The organism is Amycolatopsis sp. NBC_00438, from assembly GCF_036026695.1.
Lineage (GTDB): Bacteria > Actinomycetota > Actinomycetes > Mycobacteriales > Pseudonocardiaceae > Amycolatopsis.
In genome coordinates this window covers 8,405,019-8,422,538 of the sequence record NZ_CP107923.1, presented here as the reverse complement: position 1 = coordinate 8,422,538, position 17,520 = coordinate 8,405,019, and the positions used below count along the sequence as shown (strand labels likewise).

The following is a 17,520-nucleotide window of genomic DNA, read 5'->3' as shown; positions in this document are numbered from 1 at the left end:
AGGCCTTCACTCCCTTCGACGGAGGATGACGACGTCGGCGTCGTGGTCGGCGGTCCAGTCGAACGGCAGCCCCGCGTGCTTCAGGTGTCCTCCCGAATAGCGGTTCCCCGCCGAGTCCACATAGGACGAGTACGGAAGCACCGAAAGGCGTACCCGCGACGAGCGGCCCGGGACCAGCGGCGCACCGGTCAGGGGGCCGGTGCTCCAGGCCAGGACGACCACCGTGTCGCCGTCCTCGGACGTGTATTGGGTCGCCGCCGTCGGTTCGGATGGGCCGGCCAGCACGCGAGCGGCGCCGTGGTGGATCACCGAACGGATCGATTTGTAGAGGGATACCAGCGAAGCCGCTTCTGCTTGTTGCGCGGAAGACCACTGCGACAGGTCCGCGCCGATGCCCAGCACTCCGGCCATCGCCGTCACGAAACGGAACCGGAGCGACCGGGGCCGCGGGTCGAAGATGCCCGGGGAGTCCGTCACCCACGAGCTCATCAGGTGCGGCGCGTGCATCAGCAGGAAGCCGTCCTGGATGGCCAGGCGATCCAGGGGGCCTGTGTTGTCGCTCGGCCAGACGACGTCAGTGTGGGCCACCGTCGCCAGGTCCGTGCGGCCGCCGCCGCCCGCGCAGGCCTCGATCGTCACGTGGGGGTGCGCCGTGCGCAGGTGGTCCAGCACCGACAAGTAGCCCGCGACGTGCTCCGCGTCGAGGTCCGCGAAGGGGGCCCCAGGGCGGCCGCGTTCCGTCGGCGGGCGGTTCATGTCCCACTTCAGGTACGAGATCGGGTACGTCGACAACAGTGTGTCCAGAGTGGACTTGACGAACGCGACCACCGCGGGGAGGCCCAGGTCCAGCAGGAGCTGGTTCCGGATCAACGTCAAGGGACGCCCGTCGATGCGGTACACCCAGTCCGGATGCGAAGCGTAGAGCTGCGACTTCGGGCTGACCGCCTCCGGCTCCACCCACAGGCCGAACTCCAGGCCCAGCTCGCGCACCGACTCCACGAACGTGCCGAACGACGCCTCCGCCGGGGTCCAGTCGCCCAGGCCGCCGGTGTCGTCGTCGCGGCCGGTGAACCAGCCGTCGTCCACCACGAACAGCTCGACGCCGATGTCGGCCGCGCGTTTCGCCAGCTCCAGCTGATGCGCACTCCGGACGTCGAAACCCGTGGCCTCCCAGGAGTTGTAGAGCACCGGACGCGGGCGCCGCCAGCGCGAGCCGGCCAGTACGCGGTCGTAGTCGTGCCAGACCGAAGCCAACCCCGATAGGCCGTCCACACTGGACGCCAAGGCGACCGCCGGTGTGGACAGAGAGGCGCCGGGTTCCAAAAGCACCGGGCCTGGTGACGGCAGCCGCCCGGCCCGGACGCGCGTCAAGCCGGAAGGCTCGATGTCGGCGGAGATCTCCCAGGATCCCGGCCACTCCAGGGAGACGCCCCAAGCAGGTCCGCCGGCAGTGTCCTGCACGGCCAGCCACGGCACGTACGCGTGGCCAGGCACGCCGAACCGGCTCTCCATCCGGAAACCGCCGGCGGGCAGCGACACCGACCGCCGCGTGAACTCCTGTGACCACTGGCCGGTCAGATACGTCAGCTGGGCGCCGCCGACCGTCGGGACGCACACGCCCGCCGAACCCAGCCGGTCGAACTCCAGCGTCGACGAACCGCCGTTCGAGAACTCGACCCAGCGGGTTAGCACGTCGGTTTCGGGCACCGGCCGGTAGCAGAGCACCGCTCGCAGCCCGGTCAGTTCGTCCACAAAGGACAACCGCAGGTCGGCATCCGAAGAGGAGCCGTCGAACCGCCACCACGAACCGCCCCGCACGGAGACATCCGCGCCGGAGAACGGGCGCAGGCCCAGCGGCGCGTACTCGACCGGGGCCGCGTCCGCGTCGGTGATGAAGTGGACGTCGCCCGCGTTCGCGAACACCGACGGCCCGTCCTCGATCCCGGACGGCCCCCAGGCGACGAGTTCGGCCCATCGGGAAGAAGGATCCAGCGCCACGGTGTACGAAGTGGACTTCATGGTCACGGTCCACATCACTTGATCGCTCCGATCGCGAGCCCTGAGATGAAGTGCTTCTGGAACCGCAGGAACACCGCGACGGTCGGCACGGCCGCGATGACCGAGCCCGCAGCGATCACGTTCCAGTTCGACACGTACTGCCCCTGCAGGCCGAGCAGCGCCGGCGTCACCGGCATCACCGTGCCGGTGCGCAGCACGGTGATCGACCACAGCAGGTCGTTGAACGTCCAGGTGAACGCCAGCGCGCCGAGCGCGGCCAGCGCCGGGCGGGTCATCGGCAGGATGATCCGCGCGAAGATCTGCACGACGCCGGCGCCGTCGATCAGCGCCGCCTGCTGGATCTCGTCCGGAATGGACCGCATGAATCCCTGCAGCACGAACGTGTAGAAGCCGAGGCCGAACCCGACCTGCACGATGATCAGCGCGGTCAGCGTGTCGTAGATCCCCAGCAGTTCCGCCAGTTTCGCTACCGGGACCAGCAGGATCTGCGGTGGCAGCAGGTTCCCGGACAGCATCACCAGGATGATCGTGCGGCGGAACGGGATCCGGTACCGGCTGAGCGCGAACGCCGCCGCCGCGCTGAGCAGCAGCGACAGCAGCACGGTCGGGATCGTGACGATCAGGCTGTTGAGCATCGCGTGCCCGCCGCCGCCCTCGCCCCACGCCTGGCCGAAGCCGTCGAGCGAGAACGATGCGGGCAGCGCGCCGAGGCCGTTCGACGCGATGTCGGAGAACGTCCGGACGCTCGTCGTCAGCACCAGCGCGATCGGCAGCAGCCACAGCACCGACAGCCCGCCGGCGAGCAGGTGGAACCCGAAGGTCCGCGAGCTCCTCACGAGTCCTCCCGGAATGCGCGCACGAGATACGTCACGATCACGCCGAACGCCAGCACGAAGATGACGACGGCCAGCGCGGACGCGTAGCCGAGCCGCAGCGACTGGAACGCCGTCGCGTACATGTACGTGCTGAGCAGCTCGGACGAATGGTACGGCCCGCCCTTGGTCATCGACCACACGACGTCGAACGAGCGCAGCGAGTCGATGATGATCACCGACAGGACCACTGAGTTGACGGTGCGCAGCTGCGGCCACGTGACGTTGCGGAACCGCTGCCACGCCGTGGCACCGTCCAATTCGGCCGCTTCGTACAGCACCGGGTCGATCCCCTTGAGCCCGGCCAGGTACAGGACCATGACGTAACCGAGCTGCCGCCACAGCGCCGGCACGAGCACCGCGTACAGCGCGGTATCCGGGTCGGCGAGCCACGCGTGCTGCCAGCCGCCGAGCCCGATCGCGCCGAGCACCTTGTTGAAGACGCCGTCCGGCTGGTAGATCACCTGCCAGATCAGCGACGTCGCGACCAGCGAGAACACCACCGGCGTGAACAGCGCGGCGCGGTAGAACCCGACGCCGCGACGCTCCTTCTGCAGGAGCGTGGCCAACGCGAGCCCGCCGACGGCCGAGAGGCCGCCGAAGAGCACGATCCAGATCACCGTGTCCAGCGCCGCCGTGCCGAAGATGTCGTCGGAGAACATCTCGGCGAAGTTCCCCAGGCCGACGAACTCGGGCGCGGAGACGCCGTCCCAGTTCGTCAGCGCCAGGTAGAACCCCTGCAGCGCGGGCCAGAACACCCAGAACCCCTCGACGACGAGGGGAACCAGTACAAACGCCAGCAACACGGGCGAGACCCGGCGGCGCCGGCGTTTCGCGGCCGGGAACGCCGTCTCGGGCCGTTTCGCGGTCAGCACCGCCATGTCAGGACTGCCAGACCTTCTGCGCGGCGGTCTGCCAGTCGGCCAGGATCGAGTCGAGCTCGTTCGGCTTCTGGATGAACCGGATCAGGGCCGCGTCGGCGGTCGGCTGCAGCGCGTCGGAGGAGTCGCGGTTGAAGAACTGCGTGATCTCCTTGGCGTCGGTGAGCAGCTTCCGTCCTTTTCGGACGAGCGGCGTGCCGTTGTCCTTGGCGTCCGGGTTGGTCGGCAGGACCGTGCCGGAGGAGTTCTTGATGTAGAGCTCCTGCGCCTCGGCCGTCGCGGCGTAGGAGAACCACTCCTTGACCTCGGCGACGTGCGGGGTGCGCGCGCTGGCGAAGAAGCCGTCGGTCGGGCCCTCTTCGGCGACCGGGACGGCCGGGTCGAGGATCGGGAACTGGAAGAAGTCGAGGTCGTCCAGGGCGTCCTTCGGGGCGGCGTCGGCGAAGAACGTGCCGGTCAGGATCATCCCGGTGCGGCCCTGCAGCAGCACGGTCGTCGCGTCCTGGAACGCGATCGCGGTGCCGTTCGGGTCGGTGTAGGGCAGCGCCTGGCGCCACGGGTCGAAGATCTTCTTGACGCGCGGGTCGTCGAAGCGCTGCTTGCCGGCCAGCAGCTCGCGGTGGAACGGCGCGCCGTTGATCCGGATGTTCAGGTAGTCGAACCAGGCCGACGCGGTCCACGGCGTGGTGCCGCCGGCGCCCATGCCGATCGGCGCGATGCCCTTGCTTTTCAACGTTTCGCACAGGGCGAGGAACTCGCTCCAGTTCGTCGGCGGCTGCACGCCCCACTTGGCGAAGTTCGACTTGCGGTAGAAGAAGCCCCACCAGTAGTACGACGTCGGGACGAAGACCTGGTGCCCGGCGCCGTCGCCGGACAGCGACCGGAAGGCCGCGCTGTAGTTGCCCATGGTCTGCCAGACGTCGCCGACGTCGAGCAGCAGGCCCTTGCGCGCGTAGCCCGACAGCAGCGAACCCGGGTACCACGTGAAGGTGTCCGGCGGGTTGGCCGCGGTGAGGTAGCTGGGCAGCTGGGTGCGGAAGGTCTCCGACGCGACGGTGTTGACCGTCGCCTTCGTGCCGCCCTTCGCGCTGAACGCGTTCGCCAGCGCCTCGATCGCCTTCTTCGACTCGGGCGAAGAGAGGTTCGACTGGACGGTGACCGCGCCGGCGGCCTGCTTGACCGGGCCGTTGGACGCGGAAGTGGCGCAGGCGGCGAGGAAACTGCTCGAGCCGATCGCGCCCAGCCCGGCCAAGCTCGCGTTGCGCAGGAAACGACGGCGGGACAGGCCGGCACTCGTCATCTCTTGACCCCTTTGTCTCGATGTCCGCACGGGCGTAACTGCTGCCAAAGAGTGCAACCGGGCGCCGTCGCTGTCAAGATGTATTCATAATTTATGACGACTTCGCAGGCGGCGTAGGATGCAGCCAGCTAGATCGCCGCCAGCTGAGAGGGCTCCTCCATTGACCGAACACCGGCCACGCGGGCTGCACGGCCAAACCGTGGAGGCGCTGGCCAGCCGGATCCTCTCGAACGAGTGGGGCGAGGGCACCGTCCTCGACCTGCCGGCGCTGCGCGAAGAGCTCGACATCAGCCTCACCGCGCTGCGCGAGGCCCTGAAAGTGCTGGCCGCGAAGGGGATGATCGACGCGCGCCAGAAGCGCGGCACGTTCGTCCAGCCGCGCGAAAAGTGGAACATGCTCGACGCCGACGTCATGCGCTGGCAGACCGCGGCCGCCGACGACCCGGGCCTGCTCGACGAGCTGACGGAGGTCCGCGCGGTCGTCGAACCGGCCGCGGCGCGGATCGCGGCCGAGCGAGCGTCCGATGAGGACGTCGAGTCGCTGCGGGAGGCCCTCGACGACATGGCCGCGGCGGACGGTCCGGAGGCCAGCGTCCAGGCCGACCTGGCTTTCCACCGGCGGCTGATGACCGCGACCCACAACAACTTCCTGATGCGGATGGAGCGGATCATCGCGATCGGCCTCGCCGAGCGCGACAAGGTGGTGCACGGCGCGTCGGCGGCGGAGGACCCGGTGCCGTCGCACCGCAAGGTGCTGGACGCGATCATCGCTCAGGACCCGGCGGCGGCCGAGCAGGCGATGCTGGCGCTGGTCACCAAGTCCCGCGACGACCTGGCGAAAGCTCAGCGCACCCGCTCGTGAGTGGTTAGGGCGGTTAGAACCGCCCTAACCACTCACGAGCCGTCGAGCGCTGCCTGGAGCATGCGGGCCGCCGCGGCGCGGGGAGCCGGGTCGACGGCGATCAGGGCGTTGACGACCGCGCCGTCGACCAGCGCCACGAGCTTCTCCAGCTCGGTCTCGCTCACCGGCGTGCCCGAACGGGCGAAGATCTCCGTCAGCAGCTCGTTGAGCTGCACCGACAGCGTCCGCATCAGCGGCCGCAGGTACGGCCGGCGGCCGGTGGCGACCAGGCGCTCGTAGCGCAGGAGCACGGCTTCGGCGTCCGCCGCCTCGTCGCCGCTCTCCGGGCCGAGCAGCAGGTCGAGCACCAGCTCCACCATCGCCTGGACGCCGCGGTTGCGGGTCGCGAGCTCCTCCAGCCGGCGGCGGCCGGTGTCGAGCTCGGCGTTGCCGTGGTGCTCGACGGCCGCCGCGACCAGGTCTTCCAGCGAGTCGAAGTAGTACGTCGTGGACGCGAGCGGCAGCCCGGCCCGCTCGGCCACCGCACGGTGCCGCACGGCGTCGAACCCGCCCTCGACGAGCAGCTTCGCGGCGGCCTCGACGAGCGCGGCGCGCCGTCGTTCCCCCTTGGGAGTTGCCGCAGCGGTCATGGCCGCTCATTCTGCCAAGCGGCCCGGCGGCCGCTCAGAAGCGGGGCGCGAGTTCGCTCGCGAACCGGTCGACGTCACCCGCGTACGGGGCCGCGTTCGCCGCGTCCGGGACGCTGACCAGCACCAACGTGCCGCCGGACGCCGTGGCCACCCGCGCCGTCACCGTGCCGGCCGGCTGGGACTTGAAGGCCGCCGGAATGCCCTTCGGGTACACCGCCGCGGCGACCTCGCCGCCCGGAACCGGGAACCCCGCGGACCGCGACGCCGTCGTACAGGCGCTGCCCGGGGACGCCTGGGAAGCGGCGAAGTGGCCGGGGAGCTCGCCAGCGAGGGCGATGGCGAGCTCCCCGTCCACCTCTTCGCACCCGGAGGCGCCTTCGGCCAGCTGGCCGGTCTTCCCGTCTCCGCTGCCCCCCTGCTGGGGCGGCGTCGACGTGAAGTTCGGTGACTCCCCACCGGCTTGAGGACGTGCCGGGCCGACGCCGGGTTGCCCCGACTGCGCCGACACGGCGTTGTCCTTCGCCGCGGTCAGTGACCCGGGGGTACCCCCGGAGAGCAGTCCGTATGCGCCGAAACCGACGACGACCAGGGCCGCGGCGCTCACCCCGGCGGTGATCCGGTTCCGGCGCCGCACGGTCTGGCGGCGGGATTCGCGGACGACGTCTTCCTGCGTGAACCCCGCCGAAGGCCCGTCACCGGGCGCGGCGGAGAACAACGAGCGCAGCTCCTGCTCATCCATTGGTCTCCACCTCCCGTTCGAGTACCTGCTTCAGGTTCGCCAGCCCGCGGGCGGTCTGGCTCTTCACGTTGCCTTCGCTGCAGCCCAGGGCCTGCGCCGCGCCGGTCACGTCCAGTCCTTCGAAGAACCGCAGGACCAGCACCGCCCGCTGCTTGGGCGGCACTTCCTCCAACGCCGCGAGCAGGTCTTCCCGGGTCGCGACGAGATCGTCGAGCCCGGGGCCGTCGTCGACCCGCTCCGGCAACGTCTCGGTCTGCCACTCGCGCCGCCACGGACGCCGCGATTCGTCGATCGTCGCCCGCACGAGCGTCTTGCGGACGTACGCGTCGGTCGCCGCGCGATCCCTGATCTTCTTCCACCTCCGGTGCAGCGCGACGAACGCCGTCTGCGCGAGGTCGTCCGCCCGGTGCCAGTCGCCGCAGAGCATGTACGCGGTCCGGCGCACGGCGTCCCGCCGGGCGGCGAAGTACTCCGCGAACTCCTGTTCGTCGCGCTGATCCACGCGCTGTCGTGCTCCGCTCTGTTGTCGTCGGTGGGTAGGACGGAATCAGGGGCGTCCACGGTTGCACGGACGGCCCGGGTTCGACCACTCAAGGGCTCATTGATCCCCGTCCGGCCGGTGTGATGTGATCACTCCGTGACCTTCACGCCGCAGCCGCTGGACTTCCGTTCCGACACCGTCACCCGGCCGGACGACACGATGCGGGCGGCGATGGCCTCCGCGGAGGTCGGGGACAACGTGCTCGAACGCGACCCGACCGTCGCCCAGCTCGAAGAGCGGGCCGCGCACGTCCTGGGCATGCCGGCCGCCCTGTGGGTGCCGAGCGGGACGATGGCCAACCTCGTCGCGCTGAGCCTGCACCTGCAGCGCGGCGACCGGTTCCTCGCGACGCGCGGCGCGCACGTGCTCGCCAACGAGCTGGGCTCGGCCGCGTGGCTGGCCGGCGGCATGCCGGAGGCGCTGGCGCACGACGGCGGCCCGGGCCGCCCTTCGCCGGGCACCCTCAAAGCGGCGATCGGACAACCCGGGCCGTACTTCACATTACGGACATCTCTGCTCTGCCTCGAGAACACGCACAACGCGGCCGGCGGCGCGGTGACCCCGCCCGACGAGCACGCTCAGCTGCTGTCCGTCGCCAAGGAAGCCGGGCTGACCGTGCACCTCGACGGCGCCCGGCTCTGGCAGGCCGCGGTGGCCTTGGAGGTGCCGCCGGCGGCGTTGACGGTCGGGGTCGACAGCGTGTCGGCCTGCTTCAGCAAGGGCCTCGGCGCGCCGGTCGGCTCGGTCGTCGCGGGCAGCGTGGACTTCGTCGAACGGGCCCGCCGGATGCGGCAGATGCTCGGCGGCGGCGTCCGGCAGGGCGGCGTCCTGGCCGCGGCCTGCCTGGTGGCCCTGGACCGCGTGCCCGACCTGGCCGCCTCCCACGAGAACGCGCGGCGGCTGGCCGAAGGCCTGAACGAACACGGCTGGCCGACGAACACGCCGGACACGAACATCGTGCTGGCCGAGGTGCCCGACGTCCCGGCGGCGCTGGCCTGGCTCGACTCGCTCGGCATCCGCACCGGCCCGATGTCGGGCAAGGTCCGGTTCGTCACGCACCGGGACCTGAGCGCGGCCGACATCGACGAAACCCTGCGCCGGATGGAGAAACAGTGAACTGGATCGTCTTCGACTACGGCGACGTGCTCAGCAAGCCGAGCGCGGCCCGGCCGGAGCTGGCCGCCAAGCTGGGCGCGCCGCTGCCGGCGTTCGAGCAGGCCTACTGGGACCTGCGGATCCCCTACGACGCCGGCAGCACGCCGCTGGAGTACTGGCAGGCGGTCGGCGACGCCGTGGGCCGGCCCGTCGACGAGGCGCTTTCCGACGAGCTGACCAGGATCGACGTCGAAGGCTGGGCGCACCTGGAGCCGTCATCGAAGGACCTGCTCGAAGCGCTGGCCGAGGCGGGCGCGTCGCTGGCCCTGCTCTCGAACGCGCCGTCGGTGTTCGGCGAGTGGGTCCGCGCGCAGGACTGGGCGCGGTTGTTCAAGGTGACGCTGTTCTCGGGCGACGTCCGGTGCGTGAAACCGGACGCGAAGATCTTCGAGCTGCTGCTGGAGCAGCTCGGGGCCGAGCCGGGCGACTGCCTGTTCTTCGACGACCGTCAGTCCAATGTGGACGGCGCGAAGGCGGTCGGGCTCAAGGCCCAGCTGTGGAACGGCGCCGAGGCGGCGCGGGCGTGGCTCGACTGAGCCGCCCGGCGCCGCTCCGGCGTCCCGCTCAGTAGCGGTTGATGCGCTTGGGGTCCTTCTTGCCGCTGATGGCGCCGTAGGCGGCCGTGCCGAGGAAGATCACGCCGCCGATGATGGCGATCCACAGAACAGCCTTGAACACGAAGCCGATCACGGCACCCAGCACCATGAACGCCACCCAGGCGACGATCAGGCCGCCGACGATCTTCCAGAACATGGCTCCTCCGATGTCTTCCCGTGGCCCCTCCGGCCCGGTGACTCAAGCGTGCCACCTCGGCCGGGGAAACTCCCCTCGGAAGAGCAACGTTCAGGGATGAATCAGGGTTCCCCCTGGCCCAGCCAGGCCCCCAGCCGGCGGACGCCCTCGTCGATGTCGCCGGCGCTTCCCGCGAAGGAGAAGCGCACGTACTTGCCGCCGTCGACGGGGTCGAAGTCGATGCCGGGGGTGATGGCGAGCCCGGTGTCGGCCAGCAGCCGCTGACACCAGCTGAGGCTGTCTTCGGTGTGGGCACTGACGTCGGCGTAGGCGTAGAAGGCGCCGTCGGCGGGGGCGAGCTTGTCGAGGCCGATGCCCTTCAGGCCGGCGAAGAGCCGGTCGCGGTTGGCGCGGTAGTGCTCGACGTGCGCGTCGGCCTCGGCGTACGCCTCGGACGTGAAGGCGGCGATGGCCGCGTACTGCGAGACCGCGGGCGGGCAGATGGTGAAGTTGCCGGTCAGGACGTCGACCGCGCGGTGCAGGCGCTGCGGCACGAGCATCCAGCCGAGCCGCCAGCCGGTCATCGCGAAGTACTTCGAGAAACTGCCGAGCACCATCGGCTCGCGGCCGAACTGCCACGCGCACTCAAGTTCGGCACCGTAGGAGACGCCGTGGTAGATCTCGTCGCTGATCAGCTGGACGCCGTGCGACGCGCACCAGCCGGTGATCGCGGCGAGCTCTCCGGGCGGCAGCACGGTGCCGGTCGGGTTGCTGGGGCTCGCGACGATCAGGCCGTCGATCGGCCCGAGTTCGTCGAGCAGCGCCACGGTGGGCTGGAAGTTCGTCTCGGCGGTCGTCGCGAACTCGACGACCTCGCAGCCGAGCACCGACAGCAGGTTCCGGTAGGCCGGGTAGCCGGGCCGCGCCATCGCGACCCGGGCACCGGGGTCGAACGCGCTGAGGAAGGCCAGCAGGAACCCGCCGGACGACCCGGTCGTCATGACGACGTCCCGCGCGGAGACGTCGAGGCCGTACTTCCGCTGGTAGTGCCCCGCGACGGCGTCCCGCAGCTCGGGGACGCCGAGCTGCTCGGTGTAGCCGAGGGTGCCGCTCCGGAGCGCCTTCTCCGCGGCATCGAGCACGGGTTTCGGCGCGGGTGCGGACGGCTGCCCGGCGGCGAGCGACACGAGATCGCCGTGGCTGCGCTGCCGTGCTCCGGCCGCGGAAAGGACGTCCATGACGTGGAAGGGCGGCACCGCGGCCCGCAGCGCGGGCCCGGCGAAGGCTCCGAGGTCGACCATGCCGCCAGGCTAGCTCCCGGTCACCGAAAAGCCGTGAAGGCCTCCTTCCCGGCTCTTATGGCCGGTAAGGAGGCCTTCACGGCTTTTGGCTCAGTAGCCCTGGTAGGCGCCGCCGTGGGCCATCGCCTTGATGCCGGGCACGTTCCCGAGGCCGCCGTAGCGGTCGATCGAGTACTTCACGCCGGCGATGATGTTGTCGACCGGGTTGTAGATGTTGTCGTGGCCGGGCAGCTTGTGCGCGTTGAACGTCGAGTCGATGCACTGCATGAGCCCCTTGGACGGGTGCCCCGCGGCCGCGTTCGAATCCCAGTTGTTGATCGCGTTCGGGTTCCCGCCGGACTCGTGCTGGATGATCGCCCAGATGTTGGGGATGTCGGCGTCGGTCACCGGCACGCCGGCGGCCTGGAGCGCCTTGATGGCCTCCTGGATCCACTGCTGGACGTTCCCGGGGGGCGGTGACGCGGGCGGGCCGCCACTGGGGCCGAGGCCACCACCGCCGCCACCCCCACCACCGCCGCCTCCGCCCCCACCGCCGCCGTGGGACGCGCCGTTGGAGTGGATGCCGCCGGTGCTCTTGGGCGCCGAGGGGGTGCTGGCCGGCAGCGGAACCTGGTCGTAGCCGCCCTCGATCTGCTGGGACATCAGCTTCTGCGAGGCCTTGATCGCGGTGTCGGCCTGGGTCTGCAGCCCGGCGACGTCACCGTCGTAGCCCGCGGTGATGGTGTGGATGTCGGTCTTGGCCGTGGCGAGGATTTCGGCCGCGCTGGGGCTCGGGGCCGGCTTGCCGTTGTCGATCGCCGTCTTGGCGTCGGCCAGGGCCTTGTTCATGGCTGTCTCGGCCGTGGTGTTGCGGTCGTTGACGGCCTTTTCCGCGGCCAGCTGCTTGTCCTGGACGGTCTTCTTGATCTGCGCGAGGTTCTGCTGCAGGTCGTCGAGGTCCTTGGCGACGTCCTCGAGGTGGGTCTGCACCTTCGTGCCGGCGTCGCGGACCTGGCGGACGTAGGTGAAGAACTGGTCCGCCGCCGGACCGGCCCACACCTTCGCGTCCAGCGCCTCGGTGGAGGTCTTCAGCGAGGCATTGTGGTCACCCGCGTTCTTCCCGGCGTCGCGGAACTGCGTCGCGGCGTCGGTGATTTTCTGCAGATTGACCTTTTCGACCTGGTCGACCTTCTTCATGAAGGCGTCCCAATTGTCCGGTGTTCCGGCGCCGACCCCGTTCAATGCCACTCTCGTGCCCCCTGCTCAGCTCATTTGTCGACGTGCAGCTTCAGGTCGCTCGCCCCGACCTGGTCGGTTTCGGCGATCAAACCGGCGGCCTTGCGCATGGCGAACCCCAGCGCCTCCATGTGCTTGCCCGCGGCGTCGAACTGGCTGTGCACGCCGTCCTTGAACTTGCCGACCGCGCCGTGCGCGTCGCCTTTGTCGTCCATGCCGCCGAAGGGGCTTTCCTTCTCGTGGTCCAAGCCGGTGACCTTCCGCTTGGACTTCTCGAACTCGTCCTTCAGCTTCTCCACCTGGCCGGCCGCGATGGCCATCGAGTCGGTGTCGTAGACAGGCACGGTTCGTCATCCCCTTCGGAAAACTGGTGTCCGCCCGATCAGACGTCGTCACGACCAGGACGGTTCCCCGCATACTTTATGACGTCCCGCGCACGGTGCGTACCGATCTCCGCCAACTTCCACCCGGCGGGGCTCAGGCCTCCGCCATCAGCTCGCGGATCCGGGTCGCCAGCAGGGCGTTGTCCGCCGGCGTCACGGTCGCCCACTCGCGGCCGTCGCGGTCCTTGGCCACCTGGAACAGGTAGCGGCCCGCGTCCGTGTCGAAGAACGCCAGTACCCGGGGTGCCCGGTGGGCCATGCCGTCGCGGCCCGTGCGTTCCGCGCCGAACTGGCCGCGGGCTTCCTGGCCCAGCAGCATTCCCGACAGCTCCTGGGCCTGGAACAGCACCACGCCTTGGTCTTCCAACGCCGTGACCAGCGCCTTCGGGTCGCCCTTCGCGGCCGCGTCGGCCGCGCGCAGGGTGTCGTACGGGATGCTGACCGTCTGGCCGATGCCCGGGCCCAGGTCGCCCGTCACCGAGACCGCCGCCTCCGGCAGGCCGTCCTCCGTGGCCGGGATCAGCCAGACCTCGTTGTTGTCGAGCACCGCCAGGACCGCCTGGCCACGGACGCTGACCGCGCGGCCGCGGATCTCGCGCTCCGCCCAGACCCACACGTCGATGCCGGACTGCGGGCGCGCCAGCAGGTGCAGCATGTCGGCGATCTCGCCGGACACGCGGCGGTTGCGGGCCAGGCGCCGTTCGCCCAGCGACGCCCACGCCGCGTCCACCAGCTCGAGACGTTCCGTGCGGGTGGTTCCCCCGCTCGGCACGTCCAGCACGACGTGCCGGCGGGGCAGTTCGAGCGACTCCCAGAGCACGTCGAACTCCAGCGCGGACAGCACCAGTGTCACGGTCAGTGCCCGTCCCCGTCGTGGTCACCGATCACGTCGTGCGAGACCATCCGCTGGTCGGCGAACAGGTCCTGGTCGTCGACGCCGAAGCGGCGGACGTGCTCGGCGTCCTCCTCCTGCGGCGCGGCCTTCGACAGGAACTTCGGATCTTCGCCCTTCTGCTTAGTGCCGATCTGCTCCGACTTCCGCAGCGCGGCCGCCTCTTCCTCGGGCAGCTCGCCGACCGGCAGCGGCCGCACCGGGCCCTTCGACTGGCTCTGGCCGCGCTTCTGGCGGTCCTTGTCGCCGGCGAGCGCGCCACCGGCGGCACCCGCGCCGACCGCCGCCGCGCCCGCGCCCAGCTCGCCCGGGGTCGCGCCCGGCTTCGCCGCGAACCCGCGTTCGGCGGTGAACTGCCCCGGGGCGATCGGGGCCTGCGGGGCGGAGCCGACCGTGCGGCCCTTCGCCAGCAGGCCGTCCGCGCCGCGGTTCGCGCCGCCGGCCGAACCTTCGAGCCCGGTCACGCCGGCGCCGGACGCACCGCCGCCGCCGAGGGCCTTGATCGGCGACGTCGACGTCGAGCCGGTGCCCGGACCGCCGGGCAGCTGGCCGGAGCCGGCCGAACCCGGGGCGCCCGGCGGGACGAAGGTGTTCGGGTCGCCGCCACCGGGCAGGCCCGGGTTGAATCCACCCGGCCGGCCGGGCTCCCCGGACGTGCCGCGGCCCGGCGCGTTGACCCAGCCGGGGCCGGGTGACGTCGGCGGCTTCGCGCTCGAGGGCGCCGTCGCCGAACTCGGCGTCGTGCCCTGGCTCACCGGGGCGGTCGCGCCGGTGTGCCGCGGCGGCGGCGCCACGGGCCGGGACGGCTGCTGCTGCTGCTGGACCGGGGTGCCGTAGGCCGGGGTCGGCGGGTCGGCGTGGACGGTGTGCGACACCGGCTGCACCACCGGCGGGTCGACGTGCACCGACCGGACCTTGTCCGACGCCGGCCGCACACTGCCGTCCGGGGTGACCGCGACGGACGCGGCGGCGACGTCCAGCACGCCGGGCGTGACGCCGGGGGCGGCCAGTTTCAGCGACTCCGGGTCGGCCAGCGACTGCGTCGAGAGCAGGTTGGTGCCGCTGTCCTGCGCGTACTCGTTCAGCGCCTGCGTCGCCTGCGCCTTGGCGTTGTTCGCGGCCTCGACCTGCCGGGCGTGGTCGGTCTCGAAGCCGATCAGGCTCAGCAGCAGGCCGTCGCCGAGGGTGTAGCCGCCCGCGCCCTTCCGGACCGTTTCGGCGTCCGGGAGCTTGTACTTGGTGCGGTTGAACGCCTCACCCTGCTCGAACACCATCTCCGCGGCGTGCGCGACCTTCGTGGTGGCGTCCTGGGAGAACCCGGCCTGCTCGGTGAGCACCTGGCTCGCCGCGCCGCCGGCCTGGCTCTGCCATTCGACGCCGAGCTTGAGCAGCTGGGCGCGCAGCGTCTGGTCGGTGTGGGCGAGCGCCGTCGCGACGGCTTTCAGCGCGTCGACGGCGGTGCCGATGCTGCCGGTGCCGTCGCCGGTGATCATCCGCGTGATCTGGTCGGCGATCGCGGTGTTGGTCCAGCCGTCGAACCGGTGGTCCTGGATCCCGGCCGCGAGCTCGGAGAATTCCACGCGCCCTCCCTAGTTGCGTGACTTCAAGGACTGCAGCGCCAGGTCGGCGGCGTGCGCCGACATGTCGCACAGCTGCGGCTGCGTGAGCTGGCCGCGGGTGATGGCGAAGGTCTGGACGGCCAGCGTCTGGCCCCTCGCCACGCCGACGAGCGTTTCGCAGTCGGCCGGTTCGCCGGCCGCGCGGTAGTTCGTCAGCGCCGGATAACCGCCGATGTTCTTCGGTTCGGTGGTCATGCTGTTCTTCTTGCGGGCGCCGGTGATCCACTGCTCGAGGTCGGACGACACCGCCCGCACGTGGTAGGAGTGCACCGGCTCGGCGCCGTCCGCGTCGAACACGCAGGTCGGTCCGTCCTGCTCCGGCGCTTCCCGGGGCGTGCTGGTGATCTTCAGCGCGTCGAGCTGCACCTGCGGGAAGACGTCGCACAGGTTCACGCCCTGCAGGGTCAGTTCGGCGGGCCGTTGCGGCAGCTGAGCCGCCTTGGCGCTCTGCGACGCCGCGGTCGCGGCCGTCTCGACCGGGTAGGGGGTGCCTTCGGTGCCCGCCGAGCAGCCGGCGAGCGCCGCTGTGGCGAGCACGCCCCCGGTGATCCGCAAGGTCCGGTTACGCACCGTGCTTGCCGCGGTCACCGAACACCGCCGCCTTCTCGTCTTCGCTGACCTGGTAGTCCTTCGCGGCGTCACGCAGCTGCGAGACCAGGCGCTTGAGGCCCGCGACGTACTCGCGGACCTGGCCCGCGTAGGAGCGGTCGCCGTCGGCGATCAGGGAGTTCCAGGCGGCCATCGACTGGGTGCTGATCACGTCGGCGGACGGCGCGTCGATCCGCAGCTCGCCGAGCCGCGTGAGCAGCTGGTCTTCGAGGGCGTTGGCCTGTTCTTCGACGATCCGGGCGACGGCGAGGACCTTGTCCGGGTGGACCAGGACGTCCGCGGCGGCCGGCGCCACCGGGACGGCCGTGCTGAGGTCGTACGAGGGTCCTGACAATGCTCTCCCCTGACGTGAAACCGACAGTGACCGGCCGACTCCTCAAGAGGCTACCAACCTGGGTGTAGCAGCAGCCTGAGTTTGGACGAAGTTCGTCCCCCGCCGGTTCCCGCGATGCGTCAGCTCACGCGTTCTGCTGCGCCACCGGGGCGCCGACCTCGCCGTTCGCCGCCTTGAGCGCGATGTCCGTGCGGTGGTGCGAGCCCGCGAGGTGCACCTTCTCCACGGCTTCGTACGCGTGCTTGCGCGCCGACTTGAGCGTCTTGCCGGTGCCGACGACCGACAGCACGCGGCCGCCGGAGGACACGACCGCGCCGTCGTCACGACGCCGGGTGCCGGCGTGCAGCACGCCGTCGATCTCGCCGCCGGTGATGACGTCGCCGGTGCGCGGCTTGCCCGGGTAACCGTCGGCGGCGATCACGACGGTGACCGCGGCGCCGCCGGACCACTCCAGCGGCGGGTGCTCGGCGAGCTTGCCGGTGGCCGTGGCCTGCATCAGCCCGGCGATCGGCGTGCGCAGCAGGGCCAGCACGACCTGGGTCTCCGGGTCGCCGAAGCGGCAGTTGAACTCGATGACCTGCGGGCCCTCGGACGTCAGCGCGAGCCCGGCGTAGAGCAGGCCGGAGAACGGCGCGCCGCGCGCGACCAGCTCGTCGGCGACCGGCTGGACGACCCGCTCGACCAGGTCGTCGACCAGGTTTTCGGGCGCCCAGGGCAGCGGGGCGTAGGCACCCATGCCGCCGGTGTTCGGGCCGGCGTCGTCGTCGCCGACGCGCTTGAAGTCCTGCGCGGGCAGCAGCGGCACGACGGTGTGGCCGTCGACGAAGCAGAAGAGCGAGGCCTCCGGACCGTCCAAAAAGGACTCCAGGAGGACCGGGTGGCCGCCGTCGAGCAGCATGATGGCGTGCTTGCGGGCGACGTCGTAGTCGGTCGTGACGACGACGCCCTTGCCCGCGGCGAGGCCGTCGTCCTTGACCACCCAGGTCGGGCCGAAGCGGGCGAGCGCGGCGTCGAGGCGGGCCGGGTTGTCGACCACCTCGCTGCGCGCGGTCGGCACGTTCGCCGCGGCCATGACGTCCTTGGCGAACGCCTTCGAGCCTTCGATGCGGGCCGCCGAGGCCGACGGGCCGAAGCAGGCGATGCCGGCCTTGCGGACGGCGTCGGCGACGCCGGCGACGAGCGGGACCTCGGGCCCGATCACCACCAGGTCGGCCTGCCAGCTCTTCGCGAGGGCGGCGACCGCGTCCGGGTCCGCCGCCTCGACACCGAGCTGCTCGGCCATCGCGGCCGTCCCGGCGTTGCCGGGCGCGCAGGCCAGGGCGGTGACCGTGGGGTCGCCGGACGCCGCGAGGACGAGAGCGTGCTCACGGGCGCCGGAGCCGATTACCAGTACGCGCACGCCGCACAGCGTATCCGGACGGCTCCGCGCCGGACATC

The 17,520-nt window shown here is 71.0% G+C and carries 19 protein-coding genes; 3 read left to right on the top strand and 16 right to left on the bottom strand.

All coding sequences use genetic code 11. The features are described 5' to 3' along the window. Positions 1-6: 6 nt before the first annotated feature. Genes OG494_RS38495 through OG494_RS38480 form a run of 4 tightly spaced genes read right to left on the bottom strand, consistent with a single transcriptional unit; the run spans position 7 to position 5,072 of the window. Entirely contained in the window at positions 7-2,019 is a 2,013-nt protein-coding gene (locus tag OG494_RS38495) for an alpha-galactosidase (protein WP_328447229.1), read from the bottom strand. A 14-nt stretch (positions 2,020-2,033) separates the two neighbouring features. Next, positions 2,034-2,855: a carbohydrate ABC transporter permease gene (locus OG494_RS38490; RefSeq protein ID WP_328447227.1), complete on the bottom strand. Its 822-nt coding sequence runs from the start codon at positions 2,853-2,855 to the stop codon at positions 2,034-2,036. Then, complete coding sequence (locus tag OG494_RS38485; RefSeq protein ID WP_328447225.1) at positions 2,852-3,772, bottom strand: carbohydrate ABC transporter permease; 921 nt, start codon at positions 3,770-3,772, stop codon at positions 2,852-2,854. The genes OG494_RS38490 and OG494_RS38485 overlap by 4 nt, the downstream gene beginning before the upstream one ends. Position 3,773: 1 nt before the next feature. Continuing rightward, positions 3,774-5,072 carry an ABC transporter substrate-binding protein gene (locus OG494_RS38480; protein WP_328447223.1) on the bottom strand — a complete coding sequence of 433 codons (1,299 nt, stop codon included), beginning with the start codon at positions 5,070-5,072 and terminating at the stop codon, positions 3,774-3,776. 160 nt (positions 5,073-5,232) lie between these two features. On the opposite strand from OG494_RS38480, the gene OG494_RS38475 reads away from it, so the two are divergent. Then, positions 5,233-5,934, top strand: coding sequence for a FadR/GntR family transcriptional regulator (locus OG494_RS38475; RefSeq protein WP_328447221.1), 702 nt, complete (start codon positions 5,233-5,235; stop codon positions 5,932-5,934). A 32-nt stretch (positions 5,935-5,966) separates the two neighbouring features. Here the strand turns inward: OG494_RS38475 and OG494_RS38470 are convergent, their stop codons facing one another. Genes OG494_RS38470 through OG494_RS38460 form a run of 3 tightly spaced genes read right to left on the bottom strand, consistent with a single transcriptional unit; the run spans position 5,967 to position 7,804 of the window. After that, entirely contained in the window at positions 5,967-6,563 is a 597-nt protein-coding gene (locus OG494_RS38470; RefSeq protein WP_328447219.1) for a TetR/AcrR family transcriptional regulator, read from the bottom strand. Positions 6,564-6,597: 34 nt separating this feature from the next. Beyond that, on the bottom strand, positions 6,598-7,302 hold the full coding sequence (locus OG494_RS38465; protein ID WP_328447217.1) for a hypothetical protein: 705 nt from the start codon (positions 7,300-7,302) through the stop codon (positions 6,598-6,600). Beyond that, positions 7,295-7,804 (bottom strand): SigE family RNA polymerase sigma factor, encoded by a 510-nt coding sequence (locus OG494_RS38460; RefSeq protein WP_328447215.1) that lies wholly within the window; start codon positions 7,802-7,804, stop codon positions 7,295-7,297. Before OG494_RS38460 ends, OG494_RS38465 begins: the two co-directional genes overlap by 8 nt. A 135-nt stretch (positions 7,805-7,939) precedes the next feature. Here OG494_RS38460 and OG494_RS38455 point away from each other — a divergent pair, with 135 nt between their 5' ends. Both OG494_RS38455 and OG494_RS38450 read left to right on the top strand, forming a co-directional pair. Further along, positions 7,940-8,959 (top strand): threonine aldolase family protein, encoded by a 1,020-nt coding sequence (locus tag OG494_RS38455; RefSeq protein ID WP_328447213.1) that lies wholly within the window; start codon positions 7,940-7,942, stop codon positions 8,957-8,959. Next, on the top strand, positions 8,956-9,534 hold the full coding sequence (locus OG494_RS38450; RefSeq protein WP_328447212.1) for an HAD family hydrolase: 579 nt from the start codon (positions 8,956-8,958) through the stop codon (positions 9,532-9,534). The genes OG494_RS38455 and OG494_RS38450 overlap by 4 nt, the downstream gene beginning before the upstream one ends. A 28-nt stretch (positions 9,535-9,562) precedes the next feature. Here OG494_RS38450 and OG494_RS38445 read toward each other — a convergent pair whose 3' ends face one another. The 9 genes from OG494_RS38445 to purD all read right to left on the bottom strand — a co-directional run bounded on the left by OG494_RS38445 (position 9,563) and on the right by purD (position 17,482). Beyond that, the gene (locus tag OG494_RS38445) at positions 9,563-9,751 is read right to left on the bottom strand and encodes a hypothetical protein (protein WP_247059237.1); all 189 of its coding nucleotides are present in this window, start codon (positions 9,749-9,751) and stop codon (positions 9,563-9,565) included. A gap of 101 nt (positions 9,752-9,852) precedes the next feature. Further along, positions 9,853-11,031 (bottom strand): pyridoxal phosphate-dependent aminotransferase, encoded by a 1,179-nt coding sequence (locus tag OG494_RS38440; protein WP_328447210.1) that lies wholly within the window; start codon positions 11,029-11,031, stop codon positions 9,853-9,855. A gap of 90 nt (positions 11,032-11,121) precedes the next feature. Continuing rightward, positions 11,122-12,258: a transglycosylase SLT domain-containing protein gene (locus tag OG494_RS38435; RefSeq protein ID WP_442874335.1), complete on the bottom strand. Its 1,137-nt coding sequence runs from the start codon at positions 12,256-12,258 to the stop codon at positions 11,122-11,124. A 20-nt stretch (positions 12,259-12,278) separates the two neighbouring features. Beyond that, a complete protein-coding gene (locus tag OG494_RS38430) occupies positions 12,279-12,590 on the bottom strand; it encodes a hypothetical protein (RefSeq protein WP_328447206.1) in 312 nt (103 codons plus the stop codon). Between the two features lie 133 nt (positions 12,591-12,723). Beyond that, positions 12,724-13,482, bottom strand: coding sequence for an ESX secretion-associated protein EspG (locus OG494_RS38425; protein ID WP_328447204.1), 759 nt, complete (start codon positions 13,480-13,482; stop codon positions 12,724-12,726). 2 nt (positions 13,483-13,484) lie between these two features. Continuing rightward, positions 13,485-15,101, bottom strand: coding sequence for a hypothetical protein (locus tag OG494_RS38420; RefSeq protein ID WP_328447202.1), 1,617 nt, complete (start codon positions 15,099-15,101; stop codon positions 13,485-13,487). Positions 15,102-15,110: 9 nt separating this feature from the next. Then, a complete protein-coding gene (locus OG494_RS38415) occupies positions 15,111-15,677 on the bottom strand; it encodes a DUF3558 domain-containing protein (RefSeq protein ID WP_328459151.1) in 567 nt (188 codons plus the stop codon). A 25-nt stretch (positions 15,678-15,702) separates the two neighbouring features. Next, positions 15,703-16,044: a hypothetical protein gene (locus OG494_RS38410; protein ID WP_442874523.1), complete on the bottom strand. Its 342-nt coding sequence runs from the start codon at positions 16,042-16,044 to the stop codon at positions 15,703-15,705. A gap of 163 nt (positions 16,045-16,207) precedes the next feature. Next, a complete protein-coding gene (gene purD, locus OG494_RS38405) occupies positions 16,208-17,482 on the bottom strand; it encodes a phosphoribosylamine--glycine ligase (RefSeq protein ID WP_328447199.1) in 1,275 nt (424 codons plus the stop codon). Positions 17,483-17,520: the final 38 nt, after the last annotated feature.

What these genes read in the sequence shown, in the direction of transcription:
- OG494_RS38495 (WP_328447229.1), bottom strand. Translation starts at nt 2,019, where the DNA reads ATGAAGTCCACTTCGTACACCGTGGCGCTGGATCCTTCTTCCCGATGG.
- OG494_RS38485 (WP_328447225.1), bottom strand. Translation starts at nt 3,772, where the DNA reads ATGGCGGTGCTGACCGCGAAACGGCCCGAGACGGCGTTCCCGGCCGCG.
- OG494_RS38480 (WP_328447223.1), bottom strand. Translation starts at nt 5,072, where the DNA reads ATGACGAGTGCCGGCCTGTCCCGCCGTCGTTTCCTGCGCAACGCGAGC.
- OG494_RS38470 (WP_328447219.1), bottom strand. Translation starts at nt 6,563, where the DNA reads ATGACCGCTGCGGCAACTCCCAAGGGGGAACGACGGCGCGCCGCGCTC.
- OG494_RS38465 (WP_328447217.1), bottom strand. Translation starts at nt 7,302, where the DNA reads ATGGATGAGCAGGAGCTGCGCTCGTTGTTCTCCGCCGCGCCCGGTGAC.
- OG494_RS38445 (WP_247059237.1), bottom strand. Translation starts at nt 9,751, where the DNA reads ATGTTCTGGAAGATCGTCGGCGGCCTGATCGTCGCCTGGGTGGCGTTC.
- OG494_RS38440 (WP_328447210.1), bottom strand. Translation starts at nt 11,031, where the DNA reads ATGGTCGACCTCGGAGCCTTCGCCGGGCCCGCGCTGCGGGCCGCGGTG.